The following is a 16,685-nucleotide window of genomic DNA, read 5'->3' as shown; positions in this document are numbered from 1 at the left end:
CTCAGACCGGGACGCGGACCTGCTGCAGGATGCCGCCGAGCACGGCCTCCGTGCGCACGCCCTCGAGCTCCGCCTCGGGCTGGAGCTGCATCCGGTGCCGGAGCACGGGCAGCACCATCGCCTGCACGTGGTCCGGGGTGATCGAGCCGTAGCCGTTCAGCCAGGCCCAGGCCCGGCTCGCCGCGAGCAGCGCCGTCGAGCCGCGGGGGCTGACGCCGAGCTTCACGCTCGGGCTCTCCCGGGTCGCCCGGGCGAGGTCGACCATGTAGCCGAGCACGTCCGGGCCGGCGCCGACCCGGCGGACCGACTCCTGTGCCGCGCGGAGCCGCCCGGCGTCGAGCACGGGGTGCACGCCCGCGGCCGCCAGATCCCGCGGGTCGAAGCCCGCCGCGTGCCGAGCGAGCACCTCGACCTCCACGTCGCGCGGCGGCACGTCGAGCACCAGCTTGAGCAGGAAGCGGTCGAGCTGCGCCTCCGGCAGCAGGTACGTGCCCTCGTACTCGACCGGGTTCTGGGTCGCCGCGACCAGGAACGGGTCGGGGAGGCGGAGGGTGCGGCCGTCGACGCTGACCTGGCGCTCCTCCATCGCCTCGAGCAGCGCCGCCTGCGTCTTCGGCGGAGTGCGGTTGATCTCGTCGGCGAGCAGCAGGTTGGTGAAGACCGGGCCCTCGCGGAAGGCGAAGCCCGAGGTGGAGGCGTCGTAGACCAGCGAGCCGGTGATGTCGCCCGGCATCAGGTCCGGCGTGAACTGCACCCGACGGGTGTCCAGGCCGAGCGAGACCGAGAGGGCGCGCACGAGCAGCGTCTTGGCGACGCCCGGGACGCCCTCGAGCAGCACGTGACCGCCGGCGAGCAGGGCGATCAGCAGCCCGGAGACCGCGCCGTCCTGGCCGACGACGGCGCGGCCGACCTCGGTGCGGACGCGGTCGAGCTCGCGGCGGAGCTCGTCGTCCGCGATCGGGGGGAGGGAGGAGTCGCTCATCGGAGGGGGCCTTCCGGGTCGGTGCGGGTGTCGGTCGTGCGCGGCGCGAGGGCGGCGCGGAGCGCGCTCTCGAAGCGGAGGAGCTCGTCGGAGGCGGCGACCAGCGCGGCGTCGTCGGCCGGCTGCTCGTCGACGAGGAGGCGGCGGAGGGCGGCCGGGTCGCGCTCGAGCCGGGCGGCGGCGGCCGCGACGACCTCGTCCACTCTGCTCGACGGCGCGAGGCCCAGCACCGCGGCGGCGCGGTGCAGGGTGCCGATGCGCAGCGCGTCGAGCGCGCGCACCCGGGTGGCGCCGCGGGCGTAGAGGCGGGCGCGGCCGCGCGCCGTCTCGCTCGCGTGCACGACGACGGGGAGCGGCTCGACGGCGAGCGGGCCGAAGCGCCGGCCGCGCCAGACGGCCGAGGCGAGGAACACCCCGACGAGCAGGAGCAGCGCCGGGGTCACCCAGCCCGGCGCCAGATCGGCCGGATCGACGCTCGTGCCGACCGCGTCGCCCGCGCCGGCGCGGTACCAGACCAGGCGGTCCTCGGAGCCGAGCAGCCCGAGGGCCAGCGCGGCGCGACCCTCCTCGGCGATCGTGCTGTTGCGCAGGAGGCCGGCGTCGCCGACGGCCGCGACCCTCGTCGCTCCGGAGTCGTCGACCACGAGCGCGAAGGCGTCGTCGCCGGCCGGGAAGCAGCCCTCGGCGCCGCCCTCGAGGATCCGGAACGTGCTGCCGCCGGCCGGGATCCCCTCGGCCCGCTCGGCCGCCGGCACCGCGCAGTCCGCGGCGAGCACACCGCTGTCCTGCGGCGCCCCCGCGAAGGCGACCCCGGGCAGCAGCGCCTCGAGCGCCGCTCCCGTGGGCGCGATGAGCACGACGGCGTCCGCAGCGCGGGCGAGCCGGGTGTACTGCTCGGCGTCGAGGGCCGACCCCGGGTCGTCGACGAGCAGGGTGGAGCCGGGGTCGAGAGCGTCCAGGGCCTCGTCGAGGGAGTCCGCGCGCAGCACCTCGACGCCCTGCTCGCGCAGGACCTGGGCGACGGCGCGCGCCCCGTCCGGCGCGGCGCTGTCGGCGTCGAGGGCCGGCGCGGCCACTTGGGAGCCGGTCGCGACGGTCAGCAGGAGCGTGCCGAGGGCGACGATCGCCGCGAGCAGCGCCCAGATCCGGCCGCGGCGCAGCAGCGCTCCCAGCGTCGGCGTCGAGACGGTGCCGCTGCCGCCCGCGTCGACGGCGGGCCCGGCCGGCGCGCTCATCGGCCGGTGCCGAGCACCGCGAGCGGGTCGGCCGAGGCGTCGAGGCGCGGGACGGCGGCCGCGAGCGCGCGGTCCAGCTCGGCCACCCGCTCGTAGTCCGCGCGGTCGCAGGGCAGCCCGAGGTAGCGCACGCGGTCGAAGTCGTCGGCCGTGCGCCGCAGAGCCCCGGCCGAGGCGGGGAAGGCGGCGGCGGCGCGCTGCGAGAAGCCGTGCGCCGTCGTCCCCGGCGAGACGGTCAGCACCGTGCGCTCGTCTAGGCCGCGGACGAGGGCGCGGAACCGCTCGACCAGGGCCTCGTCCCAGGCGCCGCGCGCCGCGGCCGCCTCGGCGAGGGCGCGCAGCTCGTCGGCCGAGCGGCCGTCGTCCGCGGCCAGGACGGCTCCGGTGACGGCGCTGCGCCGGCGCAGCCGCGGCCGCCCGGCGATCACCAGGGCCACCACCACGAGCACCACGACGACGAGCACCCCGATGACGGCGGCGAGCGGCACGCCCGCGCCGTCGCCCGGGAGGGTCAGCGAGGCGAACCAGTCGCGGATCGCCTGCACCACGCGGTCGAACAGGCTCGGCTCGGCGGCGCGGTAGCGCGGGTCCGCCAGCTCCTCGAGCAGCAGCCGGCGCGCCTCCTGCGCGTCCGGGTCGAGCGGCGCGGCGCGGAGGCCGAGGAGCGCGGCGGCGATCACCGCGGTGCCCGCTCCGGCGCGGGGAAGGGGTCGGGCGAGTCGCGGCCGGCGGCGCGGTCCTCGACGTGGCGGAGCAGGAGGAGGTCGAAGCCCTCGCGCCGCATCCGGCGGTCGAGGTAGATCAGCCCCGTCACGGCCGACTGCAGCACGGTGCCGACCGCGCCGACGACGAGGCCGACGGCGAGGGAGAGCAGCGCGACCAGCGCGGAGACGCCGATCTGCGCGTTCGGATCGGTCGGCGCGAGCAGCCCCGCGCCGATCGGGAGCAGGAGGCTGAGCGGCGTCGAGACGACCTGGCCCGCCACCTGGATGATGACCGCCATCAGCGCGAGCGCGCCGAAGGTGCGCCAGAAGCCGCCCGCCACGAGCCGCCACGAGCGCGCCATCGCGCGACGGAGCGGGAGCCGCTCGATCACGAGCAGGCTCGGCACCAGGGCCAGCTTCGTCCCGAGCCAGACCCCGACGGCCGTCGCGGCGAGACCGGCGAGGACGAGGACGAGGATCCCGCCGATGACGGCGCTCGTCCCGGCGTCCTGCGCACCGAGGAGGAAGAGCGGCACCGAGAGTGCCGCCGCGGCGAGCACCAGCACCAGGACGCCGATGCCCTGCAGCACCGTCCAGCCCACGAGCGCCCAGAACCGCCCGCGGAGCCGCCCGAGCAGCCGTCGCAGCGTCGGCCGTTCGCCGAGCACGGCGCGGGACACCTCCAGCACCACGACGCCCTGCACGAGCGCGCCGGTGGCCAGGGTCACCGCGAGCGGGATCAGCGTGGCGAGCACGACGATCGCGAACGACCCCGCGCCGACCGTGTCGCGATCGGCGTCGTCGGCCTGCGCGATCCGCCCGGCCGCGAGGAGCGCGATCACGCCGAAGAGCACGAGCGCGAGCACCGAGCCGACGCCCTGCACGAGCAGCGCGACGCCGAGGGTGGTCCGCGGGCTGCGGCGGAGCACGGCGAAGGGAGCGCCGAGCAGGGTGCCGAAGCCGAGCGGGCGCAGCGGCACCAGCCCCGGCTTGGGCGGGGGAGTCCAGCCGAGCGCGGCGGGCGGGCCGAACGGGCCGGCACCCGGCGACCAGCCGGCGGGGGAGACCGGAGCGGCCGGCGACCAGCCGGTGGGGGAGACCGGCGCGACGGGCGCGCGCTCGTCCTCCGGAGCCCCTGCGGGCGGCGGCCACTGAGCTGCGTCGGTCATCCCTCCCATGCTGTCACAGCCCCGCCCGGCCCCGGCGTTCCGCGCCCGGCCGCGCTCACGGTCGCGTCGGTTAGCCTGGGGCCCATGAGCGCGCGAATCCTGGTGGTCGACGACGACGCGGCCCTGGCCGAGATGATCGGCATCGTCCTGCGTGCCGAGGAGTGGGACGTCTCCTTCTGCGCCGACGGCACGGGCGCTCTCGAGGCCTTCCGCCGCTCCCGCCCGGACCTGGTGCTGCTCGACCTGATGCTGCCGGGGATCGACGGCATCGAGGTCTGCCGTCAGGTGCGCGCCGAGTCGGGCGTCCCGATCATCATGCTGACCGCCAAGTCCGACACCTCCGACGTGGTGCAGGGCCTCGAGTCCGGCGCCGACGACTACATGGTCAAGCCGTTCGACCCGAAGGAGCTCGTCGCGCGGATCAAGACCCGCCTGCGGCCCTCGCAGGTCGCCGCCAACGCCGTGCTGCAGGTCGGCGATCTCAGCCTCGACGTCGCCGGTCACGAGGTCCGCCGGGGCGAGACCCGGATCGGCCTGACGCCGCTCGAGTTCGACCTCCTCCTCGCCCTCGCCTCCAAGCCGCAGCAGGTCTTCACTCGCGAGATGCTGCTCGAGCAGGTCTGGGGCTACCACTACAAGGCCGACACCCGGCTGGTGAACGTGCACGTGCAGCGGCTGCGCGCGAAGGTCGAGAAGGACCCGGACGACCCGCGGATCGTGATGACCGTCCGCGGCGTCGGCTACCGCGCCGGCTCCTTGCTGCCCGCCTGACATGGCCCTCGCCCGCCGCTTCCGGAGGCCCTCGGTCCGGCAGTTGCCGCGGCGGGTGCTCCGCGTCTGGCGGAGCTCGCTGCAGTTCCGGGCCGTGGCGATCACGGTCCTCCTGAGCGGCATCGCGATCGGCTCGACCGGCGCCTACCTCTCCTACAGCATCAGCGACAACCTCTTCCAGTCGCGGCTGAACCAGGTGACCGGCGACACCTCGCGCGCCACCCGCGCCGCCCAGGGCTACCTCGACGCGGCGACGGTCTCGACCCGGCAGGACATGGAGGAGGTCATGAACTCCGTCCGCACCGCCGTCCGCGACGCGTCCTCCTCGGCGCTGATCGCCGTCGTCCGCGCGCCGGACCAGGAGCCGTCCTCGCTGGCCCCGCAGGACAGCTACAACCGCGAGCTGCAGAACGGCGTCATCAGCGACGCGCTGCGCGAGCGGGTGCAGGCCGGCGCCGACGGGCAGTACTGGCAGTCGGTCACCCTCGGCACGTCCGGTCAGCAGCTCCCGGGCCTCGTCGTCGGCTCGACGCTCGAGCTGCCGAGCTCCGCCGGCCGCTACGAGCTCTACATCGGCTACTCGCTCGCCGACGCCGAGCGGACGCTGCAGTTCGTCCAGCAGGTGCTCAACGTCGCGGGCATCCTGCTGATCCTGCTGATCGGCGCGGTCAGCTGGGTCGTCGTCAGGATCGTCGTGGCCCCGGTGCGCGTGGCCGCCGACACCAGCCAGCGGCTCGCCGCGGGCGACTTCGACGTGCGCATCCCGGAGAAGGGCCAGGACGTGATCGCGACCCTCGCCCGCTCCTTCAACGGCATGGCCGACAGCCTCCAGGAGCAGATCAGCGAGCTCGCGACGCTCAGCCTGGTGCAGCAGCGCTTCGTCTCGGACGTGTCGCACGAGCTGCGGACCCCGCTCACGACGATGAAGCTCGCCGGCGACGTGCTCTACGACCAGCGCGAGGGCTTCCCGCCGGTCGCCGAGCGGACGGTCGAGCTGCTGCACGGGCAGATCGCCCGGTTCGAGAGCCTCCTCGCCGATCTGCTCGAGATCTCGCGGCACGACGCCGGCTCGGCCGAGCTCGAGCTCGAGCCGGTCAACCTGGTCCGGCTCGCCGGCGAGGAGATCGACGGCATGCGCGGGATCGCCGAGGCGAACGGCTCCGTGCTCACCCTCTCGGCCCCCGGCGGCTACTTCGACGCCGACATGGACGCCCGGCGGATCCGCCGGATCGTCCGCAACCTGCTCGGCAACGCCATCGAGCACGGCGACGGGCGCGAGATCGTCGTCACCGTCGACAGCAACGCGACGGCGGTGGCGGTCGCCGTCCGCGACTACGGCCACGGCATGAGCTCGGAGGAGGTGGTCCGCGTGTTCGACCGGTTCTGGCGCGCGGATCCGTCGCGGCGGCGCACGCTCGGCGGCACCGGGCTCGGCCTCTCGATCGCGCAGGAGGACACAGCGCTGCACCACGGCTGGCTCCAGGTCTGGTCGATGCCCGACCGCGGCGCCTGCTTCCGGCTCACCATCCCGCGCCGGCGCGGCGAGCGGATCGACGCCTCGCCGCTGCCGCTGCCCCCGGTCGATGCAGGAGAGCAGGCCTTCACCGGCCCCATCGTCCTGCCGCCGCTGCCGCCGTTGCCGCTCGGCGGCGTGCCCGAGCAGGGGGCCCTGCAGTGAGGCGGCTGCGCTCCGTCGTCGCGGCGGCGCTGCTGCTCGCCGTCCTCGCCGGCTGCGCGGGCATCCCGCGCGGCGGCGACGTCGGCGTCGGGCAGCCGGACACGGCGCCCCAGGACCTGCAGTACGACTTCCTCCCCTCGGGCCCGGCCGCGGGCGCCGACCAGGCCGAGATCCTCACCGGCTTCATCGACGCCGCGTCGAGCCCGCAGAACAACTACAAGATCGCCCGCGAGTTCCTCTCCACCGGGGCCGACTGGACGCCGAGCGAGCACGTCACCGTGGACGAGGGCCAGCGGTCCTCGACGCAGCCGAGCGCCTCAACGCTCTCGCTGACCATCACGCCGGTGGCCGAGGTCGACGCGACCGGCGTCTACTCCGAGGTCGCCACCACCGCCGCGCTCGAGCTCGACTACGGCTTCGTGCAGGAGAACGGCGAGTGGCGGATCAGCGCGCCGCCGAGCGGCGTCGTGATCGACCGGACCACCTTCGAGCAGGTCTTCTCCACCTACGCGCTCTACTTCTTCGACCCCAGCTACACCTACCTCGTGCCGGATCTGCGCTGGTTCGCCTCGCGCGCCGACAGCTCCACCAGCACCACGATCGTCACCGAGCTGCTGCGCGGGCCGACCTCCTGGCTGCGCGACTCCGCCGCGGTCGTCTCGGCCTTCCCCACCGGAACGGCGCTCGCCGCCGAGACGGTGCCGGTCGAGGCGCAGCGCGCGGTGGTCGATCTGAACTCGGCCGCCCTCGAGGCCGACGCGCAGCAGTGGCGCCGGATGGCCCTCCAGCTGAACCGGAGTCTCGCCAACGTCTCGAACGTCACCGGCGTCTCGCTCTCGGTGCAGCAGAACGCGATCGAGATCCCGACCGAGGTGACCGGGCTGCCGACCTCGCCGCGGGTCGACACCCGCCCGCTCGTCCTCACGGACGGGGCCTTCGGCTTCCTCGGCTCCTCGGGCCTCGCGGAGACGGCCGTGTCCGACCGGATCGCCGCGATCGGCCCCCGCGCCGCGGTCCTGGGCGAGCAGCGCGGCGCCGACTCCAGCGCCTCCGCGGCGGTCCTCACCTCGGCCGGCGTCTCCCTGATCACCCCGGGTGCCGACGACGTGCTGCTCGACGCCCGCTCCGGCCTCGCCGCCCCCGGGATCGACCCGTTCGGCTACGTCTGGTCGGTGCCCTCGGCCTCGCCCGGCCAGCTCGTCGCCTACTCCTCGGACGGCTCGCGCTCGCTCCAGGTCGCCACGGCGTGGCCCGGCATCGAGTCGATCGCCTCCCTCGCGCTCTCGCGCGACGGCACGCGGGTCCTCGCCCTGGCGCAGGACGGGCAGCAGGCCACCGTGCTGGTCGCCGGCATCACCCGCTCGTCGAACGGCGATCCGGTCGCGGTCGGCGAGCCGGTCGTGCTCCGCTCGACTCTCGGCACCGCGGTCGCGGCCGCGTGGACCGACGAGCTCGACGTCGTCTCCGTCGTGCGCGGCTCCACCGGCGAGGACACCGTCACGATGAACCAGCTCGGCGGAGGGGACACCGCGCTCGGCACGACGACCGGCACCGTGCAGATCGCGGCGGGCAACGCCTCGACGCAGATCCGGATCCTCGCCGAGGGCGGGGAGCTGCGGCAGCAGCGCGGCTCCGCGTGGCAGACGGTCGCGACGGACATCCGGCTCCTCGCGACACAGACCGGCATGGGGTCGTAGTCCGGGGCACACTCTCCCGATGCTGCGCGATCACCTGCTCGACGCCCTCGCCGTGCTGCTGCCGGCGGACTGCCCGGCCTGCGGCCTGCCCGCCACCCGCACGCCCTGCCCGGACTGCGCCCGTGCGCTCGCCGCGGAGGCGCACTGCACGGTCCGCCGCCTCGGCCCGGCCGGCGATCCGCTCGACGTGGTCGTCGGCGCGCCCTACTCCGGCGTGACTCGGCGCCTGCTCCTCGGGCTGAAGGAGGAGGGCCGGGTGGCCGCGGTGCGCCCGCTCGGCGCGCTGCTGCGGCCGGCGCTGCTGCGGGCCCTCGACGGCGCACCGGCGGCGCTGGTCGGCCCGCCCGGCTCCTGGTCGCGCCGCCTGCGCCGAGGCCTCGACCCGCTGGAGCTGCTGGTGCGCTCGGCCGGCGGGCGCCTCGAGCGGCCCCTGGCGCGCACCCGCCTCGCCCGCGACCAGGTCGGCCTCGGCCGGGCGGAGCGGAGCGCGAATCTCGACGGGGCGTTCCGCGCCAGGCGGGCGATGGACGGCGTCGAGCCGGTCCTCCTCGTCGACGACGTGGTCACCTCCGGAGCGACGCTGCTGGAGCTGCGGCGCGCCGTCCGCGCCGCCGGGGGAGCAGTGCGCGGCGCGGCGGCGCTGGCCGGCACGCGGCACCGGGGGAGCGCGTCTTCCTGATGAACTCCCGATGACGATCGGGGGACCACGGGTCTACGCTCGGGGGACGGCGTGAACGGTCCGCCCGGAGAAAGGCGGCACGCCGTACTCGACTGGGAGGTTGTCATGGACATCGACATCACAGGCCGCAACATGGGCATCACCGATCGCTTCCGCGCCTACGCGACGGAGAAGTCGGAGAAGATCGCCCACCTCGCCGACCGGGCGCTCGCGCTCGAGATCAAGGCGAGCCGGCACAGCGAGGGCAAGGGCGCCGCCGCCGGCGACCGGGTCGAGCTCACGCTGATCGGCAAGGGGCCCGTGGTGCGGGCCGAGGCGAGCGGAGCCGACAAGTACGCCGCCTTCGACGTGGCCCTCGGGCGCCTGCTCGAACGGGTGCGGCGCGCCAAGGACCGGAAGAAGGTGCATCGGGGCCAGCATCGGCCGACCTCGCTGCGCGACGCGGCCGCCGACGACTTCAGCGTCGTCGCGATCCAGCCGGCCGACGCCGCCGTGCTGGAGCGCCTGAGCACGGGCGTGATCCCCGTGCAGGAGGAGGCCGCCCCGGAGCCCGTCGCCGCGGACGAGAGCGACGCGGAGGAGCCGTACTGCCCCGTCGTCATCCGCAAGAAGGTCTTCCCCTCCGTCTCGATGAGCGTCGACGACGCCGTCGACTACATGGAGCTGGTCGGCCACGACTTCTACCTCTTCATCGACGCGGACACCGACCGCCCGAGCGTCGTCTACCGCCGCAAGGGCTGGGACTACGGCGTGATCGGCCTCGGCGACGAGGCGGACGCCGTGCCGGAGCAGGCCGCGGTCTGATCGTCCGACCCGCCTGACGAGGAGCCCCCGGTGACACGCCTCCGGGGGCTCTTCGCGCGCTGTCGGACCGCGCACAGCCCGCCCCGGCTAGTGTGGTTGCGTCCGCGCCGTGCCGTCGGGCACCTGTCTTCTACGTTTTGGAGTACCCCGTGGCCTCAGTTCTCGAAAAGGTCCTTCGCGTCGGGGAGGGCCGGGTCCTCCGCCGCCTCGAGAACTACGCGAAAGCCGTCAACGCCCTCGAAGAGGACTTCACGCACCTCAGCGACGAGGAGCTGAAGAACGAGACCGTCGAGCTGCGCGAGCGCTACTCGAACGGCGAGTCGCTCGACGACCTGCTGCCGGAGGCGTTCGCCGCCGTCCGCGAGGCGTCCCGCCGCACGCTCGGCCTCCGCCACTTCGACGTCCAGCTGATGGGCGGCGCCGCGCTGCACCTCGGCAACATCGCCGAGATGAAGACCGGAGAGGGCAAGACCCTCGTCGCGACCCTGCCGGCCTACCTCAACGCCATCGCCAGCCGCGGCGTGCACATCGTCACGGTCAACGACTTCCTCGCGAACTACCAGTCCGAGCTGATGGGCCGCGTCTTCCGCGCCCTGGGCATGACGACCGGCGTCATCCTCGCCGGCCAGACCCCCGAGCAGCGCCGCGAGCAGTACGCGGCCGACATCACCTACGGCACGAACAACGAGTTCGGCTTCGACTACCTCCGCGACAACATGGCCTGGCAGGCCAAGGACATGGTGCAGCGCGGCCACTTCTTCGCCGTCGTCGACGAGGTCGACTCGATCCTCATCGACGAGGCGCGCACGCCGCTGATCATCTCCGGGCCGGCCTCGGGCGAGGCCAACCGCTGGTTCGCCGAGTTCGCGAACCTCGCCAAGCGCCTCATCGAGGGCGAGGACTACGAGGTCGACGAGAAGAAGCGCACCGTCGGCGTCCTCGAGCCCGGCATCGAGAAGGTCGAGGACTACCTCGGCATCGACAACCTCTACGAGTCGGCGAACACCCCGCTGATCTCGTTCCTCAACAACTCGATCAAGGCCCGGGCCCTGTTCAAGAAGGACAAGGACTACGTCGTCCTCAACGGCGAGGTGATGATCGTCGACGAGCACACCGGTCGCATCCTGGCCGGCCGCCGCTACAACGAGGGCATCCACCAGGCGATCGAGGCGAAGGAGGGCGTGCAGGTCAAGGCCGAGAACCAGACCCTCGCCACCGTCACGCTGCAGAACTACTTCCGCCTCTACGCCAAGCTCTCCGGCATGACCGGAACGGCCGAGACCGAGGCCGCCGAGTTCATGTCGACCTACAAGCTCGGCGTGGTCTCGATCCCGACCAACCGCAAGATGCAACGGATCGACAACGCCGACCTCGTCTACAAGAACGAGCAGGTCAAGTTCGAGCAGGTCGTCGAGGACATCGTCGAGCGCCACGCGGCGGGCCAGCCCGTCCTCGTCGGCACGACCAGCGTCGAGAAGAGCGAGTACCTCTCCCGCCTGCTCGCCAAGAAGGGCGTGCGCCACGAGGTGCTCAACGCCAAGAACCACGCGCGCGAGGCCGCGATCGTCGCGCAGGCGGGCCGACTCGGCGCCGTCACCGTCGCGACCAACATGGCCGGCCGCGGCACCGACATCATGCTCGGCGGCAACGCCGAGTTCCTCGCGGTGACCGAGATGTCGACGAAGGGCCTCAGCCCCGTCGACACCCCGGACGACTACGAGGCGGCGTGGGACGACGTCTTCGCCGGCGTCAAGGCGAAGGTCGGCGAGGAGGCCGAGAAGGTGCAGGCCGCCGGCGGCCTCTACGTGCTCGGGACCGAGCGCCACGAGTCGCGCCGCATCGACAACCAGCTCCGAGGCCGCTCCGGTCGCCAGGGCGACCCGGGCGAGAGCCGCTTCTACCTCTCGCTCACCGACGACCTGATGCGCCTGTTCAACTCCGGTGCCGCGGAGGCTCTGATGGGCCGCGGCAACGTGCCGGACGACATGGCGATCGAGTCGAAGGTCGTCTCGCGCGCCATCCGCAGCGCGCAGTCCCAGGTCGAGGCGCGCAACGCCGAGATCCGCAAGAACGTCCTCAAGTACGACGACGTGCTCAACCGCCAGCGCGAGGCGATCTACTCCGACCGCCGTCACATCCTCGAGGGCGACGACCTGCACGAGCGGACCCAGAAGTTCCTCGTCGACGTGATCGACGAGATCCTCGAGGTGCACACCGGCGACGGCAACGGCGACGACTGGGACTTCGACGCCCTGTGGACCGAGCTCAAGACGCTCTACCCGGTCAGCCTGACGATCGACGAGGTCGTGCAGGAGGCGGGCAGCCGCGGGCGCATCAACAAGGAGTTCATGCGCCGCGAGATCCTCTCGGACGCGAAGCTCGCCTACCAGGGCCGCGAGGAGCAGCTGGGCGCGCCCGCGATGCGCGAGCTCGAGCGCCGCGTGGTGCTGTCGGTCATCGACCGCCGCTGGCGCGACCACCTCTACGAGATGGACTACCTCAAGGACGGCATCGGCCTGCGCGCGATGGCCCAGCGCGACCCGCTGGTCGAGTACCAGCGCGAGGGCTTCACGCTGTTCCAGCAGATGATGGGCCAGATCCGCGAGGAGACCGTCGGCTTCCTCTTCAACCTCGAGGTCGAGGTCACCCAGAAGCAGGGCGAGGTCGCCGGCGTCGCCGCGAAGGGCCTGTCCGAGCCGGTCGCCCCGGTCGAGAAGCTCAGCTACTCCGCGCCGAGCGACTCCGGCGGCGTCGAGGTCCGCGATCAGCGCGGCCGCGTGCAGCAGGCGGCGACGGCCAAGGCCAGCGCCGCGGCCGCCCGCGAGGCGCGCCCGCAGGACGCGGAGGATGCCTCGACCACCGGCGCCTTCGGCCAGCAGACGCCCGCCTCGGACGACGAGACGCCGAACAACCGCCAGGAGCGCCGCGCGCAGTCCAAGCGCCGCTGATCCACCGCCACACGACGAAGGCCCCGGCCCCGCTCTCTCGCGGGGTGCGGGGCCTTCGTCACGTCTCGCCTCCGGTCAGGCGCGGTGGCGAACCAGCGCTGAGACGAAGCCGCCGGCGAAGGTGTCGCCGAGGCCGATCGTGGTGGGGTGGTCGGTCTCGAGCACGAGGCCGGGGGTGCAGACGGCCGGCAGTCGAGCCGCGACCGCCGCGCAGACCGCGACTCCGCCGGTCTGCGCGGGCAGCTGCGCGACGCGGTCGTAGTCCGCAGCGGTGATCCCGTCCCCGAGCAGGTAGCGGGTGCTCGCCATCGTCACGCCGCCGAGGAGCGCCGCGCGGAACCGCTCGGCCTCCGCTCCGACGGCGGCCGACCAGTGCCGGGTGTGCACCACGAGCACCGGGCCGGGGAGCAGCGTCGCGGCGGCCGAGAGCGCCTCGACGACCGCGTCGGGGGCGAGCAGGTCGAGCCGGTGACCGAGCAGCGCCTGCAGCTCGTCCTCGTTCATGCTCACGACGTCGACGCAGCCGAGCAGGGCCGCGCGGGCCCGGTCCTGCAGCACGGGCAGGTGGAACCCGGCGTCCTCGTAGATCACGTCCGCGTCGGCGGGAAGCGCGGCGAGGTGCCGCTTCAGCGTCTCGAGCCGGTCCGCCAGCACCGCCTCGTCCTGGATGCTGTTGAAGCCGGAGACCAGGAAGACGCCCGCGTCCGCCAGCACGCCGCCGAGCTCCTCGGCCAGCAGCAGCTCCCGGTTGGGCGGGTCGTTCGCGAAGATCACCCGGTTCGGATGCGGAGCCACCAGCAGGCGGTCGCCGAGCCGGACCCGGGCGCCGCGGGGGAACTGCACGATCAGGTGCGGGTCGGTGCTGTCCGCGGTCGCGCTCGAGACGTACTCGGTGCCCGCGGGCAGGAGCCGGCGGACGTGGTCGTCGATGCTCACCAGGTGCTGCACGGCGGCGAGGCCGTGCACGGCGAGGGCGTAGCCGGCCCGCACGCCCGTTCCGCCGAGGGTGATGCGGCGGGGGAAGCGCTGCGCGAACTCCTCGACGATGCGGGAGGAGGAGGCGAATCTCTCCCCTCCCGCACCGTCGGCGAGGAACGCGAGGAGCGCCACGACGAGGTCGCGCTCGGTGGTCACCGGCGCCGTCCTCGTCAGCTCGTCCGCGCGGATCCCGTACTCCTCCGCGAGCGCCTGGACGACGTCGTCGTCCCAGTCGATCTCGTAGTCGACGGTCCCGCCCAGTCCGAGCACGATCCTCTCGTTCACCGCGCTGCTCTCCGGTGTTCCGCGGGCCTAGTAGAGCTCGGCCTTGCCGGCGGAGCCGAACAGGTCGATCTTCTGCGCGGCCGTCTCCTTCATCGCGGCGATGGAGGGCGGCTGGATGGTGTTCGGCTCGCGGACCGAGGGGTCGGCGAGCACCTCCCGCATCTTGTTGTGGTACGAGGCCTTGATGTCGCTGGAGATGTTGATCTTGTTCACTCCGCGCTTCACCGACTCGGCGATCTCGGCGTCCGGGTTGTTCGAGCCGCCGTGCAGGACCAGCGGCACGGCGACGCGCTTCTTGATCTCGGCCAGCAGGTCGAGCTTGAGCGCCGGCTTCATCGAGGCCGGGTACAGGCCGTGGCTGGTGCCGATGGCGATCGCCAGGCTGTCGACGCCGGTGGAGGAGACGAAGTCGACCGCCTCGTCGGGCTCGGTGTAGATGATGTTCGCGGCACCGTCCTCCGCCTCGTTGTCGGTCTTGCCGATCGTGCCCAGCTCGCCCTCGACCGAGACACCGACGGCGTGCGCGGCGTCGACGACGCGCTTGGTGATCGCGACGTTCTCGTCGTAGGGGAGCATCGAGCCGTCGATCATGACGGAGGTGAAGCCCGACTTGATCGCGAGCAGGACCTGCTCGTAGGTGGCGCCGTGGTCGAGGTGGATCGTCACGGGGACGCTGGAGCGGTGGGCGCGGGCGATGATCGCGTGCAGGATGTCCACTCCGGTGTGGCTCAGCTCGTCGGGGTGGATCGCGATGAGCAGCGGCGAGTCCTTCTCCTCGCTGATCTCGAACAGGCCGTTCATCATGGCGTAGTCGCTGACGTTGAACGCCGGGACGGCGAAGCCGTTCGCATTGGCGACGTCGAGCAGGTCTTTTCCGGAAACAAGCATTCTCTGACTGTCCTTCTCGTGGTGGTGGTGTTCCGGACGCGCGGACGCGCGCCTCAGCTCTTGACGGCCCCGGCGGTCATGCCGCCGATGAAGTACCGCTGGAAGAAGAGGAAGAGGAGGAGGACGGGAACGCATCCGAGGATGCTCATCGCCATCATCTCGTTCCACTCGTAGGAGTTCTGGCCCATCAGCAGCTGGATGCCGATCGGCACCGTGCGCATGTCGTCGGTGCGGGTCAGGGTGAGCGCGAAGAGGTACTCGTTCCACGCGATCATGAAGGTGTAGACGCCGACCGAGACGATCCCGGGGATCGCGATCGGCACGAGGATCCGCCAGAGCACGGTCATCGGGCCGGCCCCGTCCATCCGCGCGGCCTCGTCGAGATCGCGGGGGAGGGTGTTGAAGTAGCCGGTCAGCATGATGATCGCGTAGGGCAGCGTGAAGACCAGGTAGGTGAGGATCAGGCCCTGGTAGGTGTTGTAGAGCCGCAGCGTCACCATCAGGCCGAAGAACGGGATCAGCAGGGTGATCGGCGGCACCGCCTGCACGCTGACGATGATGATGTTGATCGGCCGCTTGAAGCGGAACTCGTACCGGCTGAAGGCGTAGGAGGCGAGGATCGCGACCACCAGCGTCAGCCCGACGACCGCGAGGGCGACGACGTAGCTGTTGATGAAGAAGCGGACCTTGGTCGGGTCGCCCAGGATCCCGGCGTAGGCCGAGAACGAGAACGTGTCGGTGATCAGCCGGGGCGGGTACTCGAAGATCTCGGTGTTCGACTTGAACGAGCTGGCGGCCATCCAGACGATCGGCAGCCCCGCGAAGGCGGCGCCGATCAGGAGGAGGACCCAGACCCCGGCCTTCGCGGCGAGGAGCCGCGGCGTGCGGACGGCCGGGCGGGTGGCGGTGGCGGTCACGTCAGTCCCTGGCTTTCTGGTTCCGCACGTAGAAGAACGCGAGGACCATGGTGAGGAGGAGGATCAGGACGGCGCTCGCCGAGGCCACCGAGAACTCGTAGCGGCTGAACGCGAGCTTGTAGGTGTAGGTGCTGAGCATCTCGGTCGCGTCGATCGGGCCGCCGCCGGTCGTCATCCAGATCAGCGCGAACTGCTGCGAGGTCCAGATGATGTCCAGGACCGACATGCTGATGATGATCGGCTTGAGCTGCGGGATCGTGACGTTCCAGAAGCGCTGCCAGGCGCTCGCGCCGTCGACCTTCGCCGCCTCGTAGAGGTCGTGCGGGATGCCCTGCAGACCCGCCAGGAGCGTGATCATGTAGAACGAGTAGCCAGCCCAGATGTTGATGAAGGTCACCGAGAGCAGCGCGGTCGCGGGGGAGGCGAGCCACTCGATGCCCTGGTCGGTCAGCCCGAGCGAGATCAGCGCGTAGTTGATCACGCCGTTCGGGTTGAGCAGCAGCCGCCAGAGCACCGCGATGATGGCGACGGTGAACAGCCACGGCAGGACGTAGATCACGCGGAAGAGCGACTTGGCGATCGTCGGCACGAGCGGCGAGTTGAGCAGCATCGCGAAGCCGAGGCCCAGCACGAGGTGGGCGGCGACGCTGACGCCGACGAAGACGATCGTGTTGCCGGTGGCCGTGCGGAACTTCGGATCGCCGAGGACCTCGAGGTAGTTCGCGAGGCCGACGAAGGCCGGCCTCGGATTCGTGATGACGTTGTCGAAGAACGAGTACCCGATCACCAGCAGCACCGGCACGAGCATCAGGACGAGCATCACGATCGCCGTGGGGGAGAGGTAGAGGTAGGGCGCGAGATCGCGGCGCTTCCGGCGGGGCGCACCCGCGGGGGCGGGGCTCCCGGCGGCGGGACGCTGCGGCGTGCTCAGCAGTGCGACCACGACGGTC

14 protein-coding genes are annotated in these 16,685 nt (G+C 72.5%); 6 read left to right on the top strand and 8 right to left on the bottom strand.

The window, feature by feature from the left end; translation table 11 throughout:
• Nucleotide 1 precedes the first annotated feature (1 nt).
• The 4 genes from GSU72_RS13500 to GSU72_RS13485 are packed head-to-tail and all read right to left on the bottom strand — an operon-like array spanning nt 2 to nt 4,090.
• Nucleotides 2-982 carry a MoxR family ATPase gene (locus GSU72_RS13500; protein ID WP_159985528.1) on the bottom strand — a complete coding sequence of 327 codons (981 nt, stop codon included), beginning with the start codon at nt 980-982 and terminating at the stop codon, nt 2-4.
• Nucleotides 979-2,217, bottom strand: a complete 1,239-nt coding sequence (locus tag GSU72_RS13495; protein ID WP_159985527.1) for a DUF4350 domain-containing protein — start codon at nt 2,215-2,217, stop codon at nt 979-981. Before GSU72_RS13495 ends, GSU72_RS13500 begins: the two co-directional genes overlap by 4 nt.
• Nucleotides 2,214-2,897: a DUF4129 domain-containing protein gene (locus tag GSU72_RS13490; protein WP_159985526.1), complete on the bottom strand. Its 684-nt coding sequence runs from the start codon at nt 2,895-2,897 to the stop codon at nt 2,214-2,216. Before GSU72_RS13490 ends, GSU72_RS13495 begins: the two co-directional genes overlap by 4 nt.
• Nucleotides 2,894-4,090 carry a hypothetical protein gene (locus GSU72_RS13485; protein ID WP_159985525.1) on the bottom strand — a complete coding sequence of 399 codons (1,197 nt, stop codon included), beginning with the start codon at nt 4,088-4,090 and terminating at the stop codon, nt 2,894-2,896. The genes GSU72_RS13490 and GSU72_RS13485 overlap by 4 nt, the downstream gene beginning before the upstream one ends.
• Nucleotides 4,091-4,174: 84 nt before the next feature.
• Here GSU72_RS13485 and mtrA point away from each other — a divergent pair, with 84 nt between their 5' ends.
• The 6 genes from mtrA (at nt 4,175) to secA (ending at nt 12,667) form a co-directional block, all read left to right on the top strand.
• Nucleotides 4,175-4,861 carry an MtrAB system response regulator MtrA gene (mtrA, locus tag GSU72_RS13480; protein WP_159985524.1) on the top strand — a complete coding sequence of 229 codons (687 nt, stop codon included), beginning with the start codon at nt 4,175-4,177 and terminating at the stop codon, nt 4,859-4,861.
• A 1-nt stretch (nt 4,862) separates the two neighbouring features.
• Nucleotides 4,863-6,539 carry an MtrAB system histidine kinase MtrB gene (mtrB, locus tag GSU72_RS13475; protein WP_159985523.1) on the top strand — a complete coding sequence of 559 codons (1,677 nt, stop codon included), beginning with the start codon at nt 4,863-4,865 and terminating at the stop codon, nt 6,537-6,539.
• Nucleotides 6,536-8,236 carry a GerMN domain-containing protein gene (locus GSU72_RS13470; protein ID WP_159985522.1) on the top strand — a complete coding sequence of 567 codons (1,701 nt, stop codon included), beginning with the start codon at nt 6,536-6,538 and terminating at the stop codon, nt 8,234-8,236. Before mtrB ends, GSU72_RS13470 begins: the two co-directional genes overlap by 4 nt.
• Before the next feature lie 19 nt (nt 8,237-8,255).
• Entirely contained in the window at nt 8,256-8,915 is a 660-nt protein-coding gene (locus GSU72_RS13465) for a ComF family protein (protein WP_159985521.1), read from the top strand.
• A gap of 105 nt (nt 8,916-9,020) precedes the next feature.
• Nucleotides 9,021-9,719 (top strand): ribosome-associated translation inhibitor RaiA, encoded by a 699-nt coding sequence (gene raiA, locus GSU72_RS13460; protein ID WP_159985520.1) that lies wholly within the window; start codon nt 9,021-9,023, stop codon nt 9,717-9,719.
• A 149-nt stretch (nt 9,720-9,868) separates the two neighbouring features.
• Nucleotides 9,869-12,667, top strand: coding sequence for a preprotein translocase subunit SecA (gene secA / locus GSU72_RS13455; RefSeq protein WP_159985519.1), 2,799 nt, complete (start codon nt 9,869-9,871; stop codon nt 12,665-12,667).
• A 75-nt stretch (nt 12,668-12,742) separates the two neighbouring features.
• Here secA and GSU72_RS13450 read toward each other — a convergent pair whose 3' ends face one another.
• The 4 genes from GSU72_RS13450 to GSU72_RS13435 are packed head-to-tail and all read right to left on the bottom strand — an operon-like array spanning nt 12,743 to nt 16,678.
• Nucleotides 12,743-13,930 carry an ADP-dependent glucokinase/phosphofructokinase gene (locus tag GSU72_RS13450; RefSeq protein WP_159985518.1) on the bottom strand — a complete coding sequence of 396 codons (1,188 nt, stop codon included), beginning with the start codon at nt 13,928-13,930 and terminating at the stop codon, nt 12,743-12,745.
• Between the two features lie 27 nt (nt 13,931-13,957).
• A complete protein-coding gene (locus tag GSU72_RS13445) occupies nt 13,958-14,818 on the bottom strand; it encodes a ketose-bisphosphate aldolase (RefSeq protein WP_159985517.1) in 861 nt (286 codons plus the stop codon).
• Nucleotides 14,819-14,871: 53 nt separating this feature from the next.
• Nucleotides 14,872-15,735, bottom strand: coding sequence for a carbohydrate ABC transporter permease (locus GSU72_RS13440; protein ID WP_208545059.1), 864 nt, complete (start codon nt 15,733-15,735; stop codon nt 14,872-14,874).
• Nucleotide 15,736: 1 nt separating this feature from the next.
• A complete protein-coding gene (locus tag GSU72_RS13435; protein WP_244255815.1) occupies nt 15,737-16,678 on the bottom strand; it encodes a sugar ABC transporter permease in 942 nt (313 codons plus the stop codon).
• Nucleotides 16,679-16,685 lie beyond the last annotated feature (7 nt).

The organism is Rathayibacter sp. VKM Ac-2760 (assembly GCF_009834185.1).
Classification (GTDB): Bacteria; Actinomycetota; Actinomycetes; order Actinomycetales; family Microbacteriaceae; genus Rathayibacter.
The sequence above is the reverse complement of the archived record's forward strand: the minus strand, read 5'-3'. Positions and strand labels throughout refer to the sequence as shown.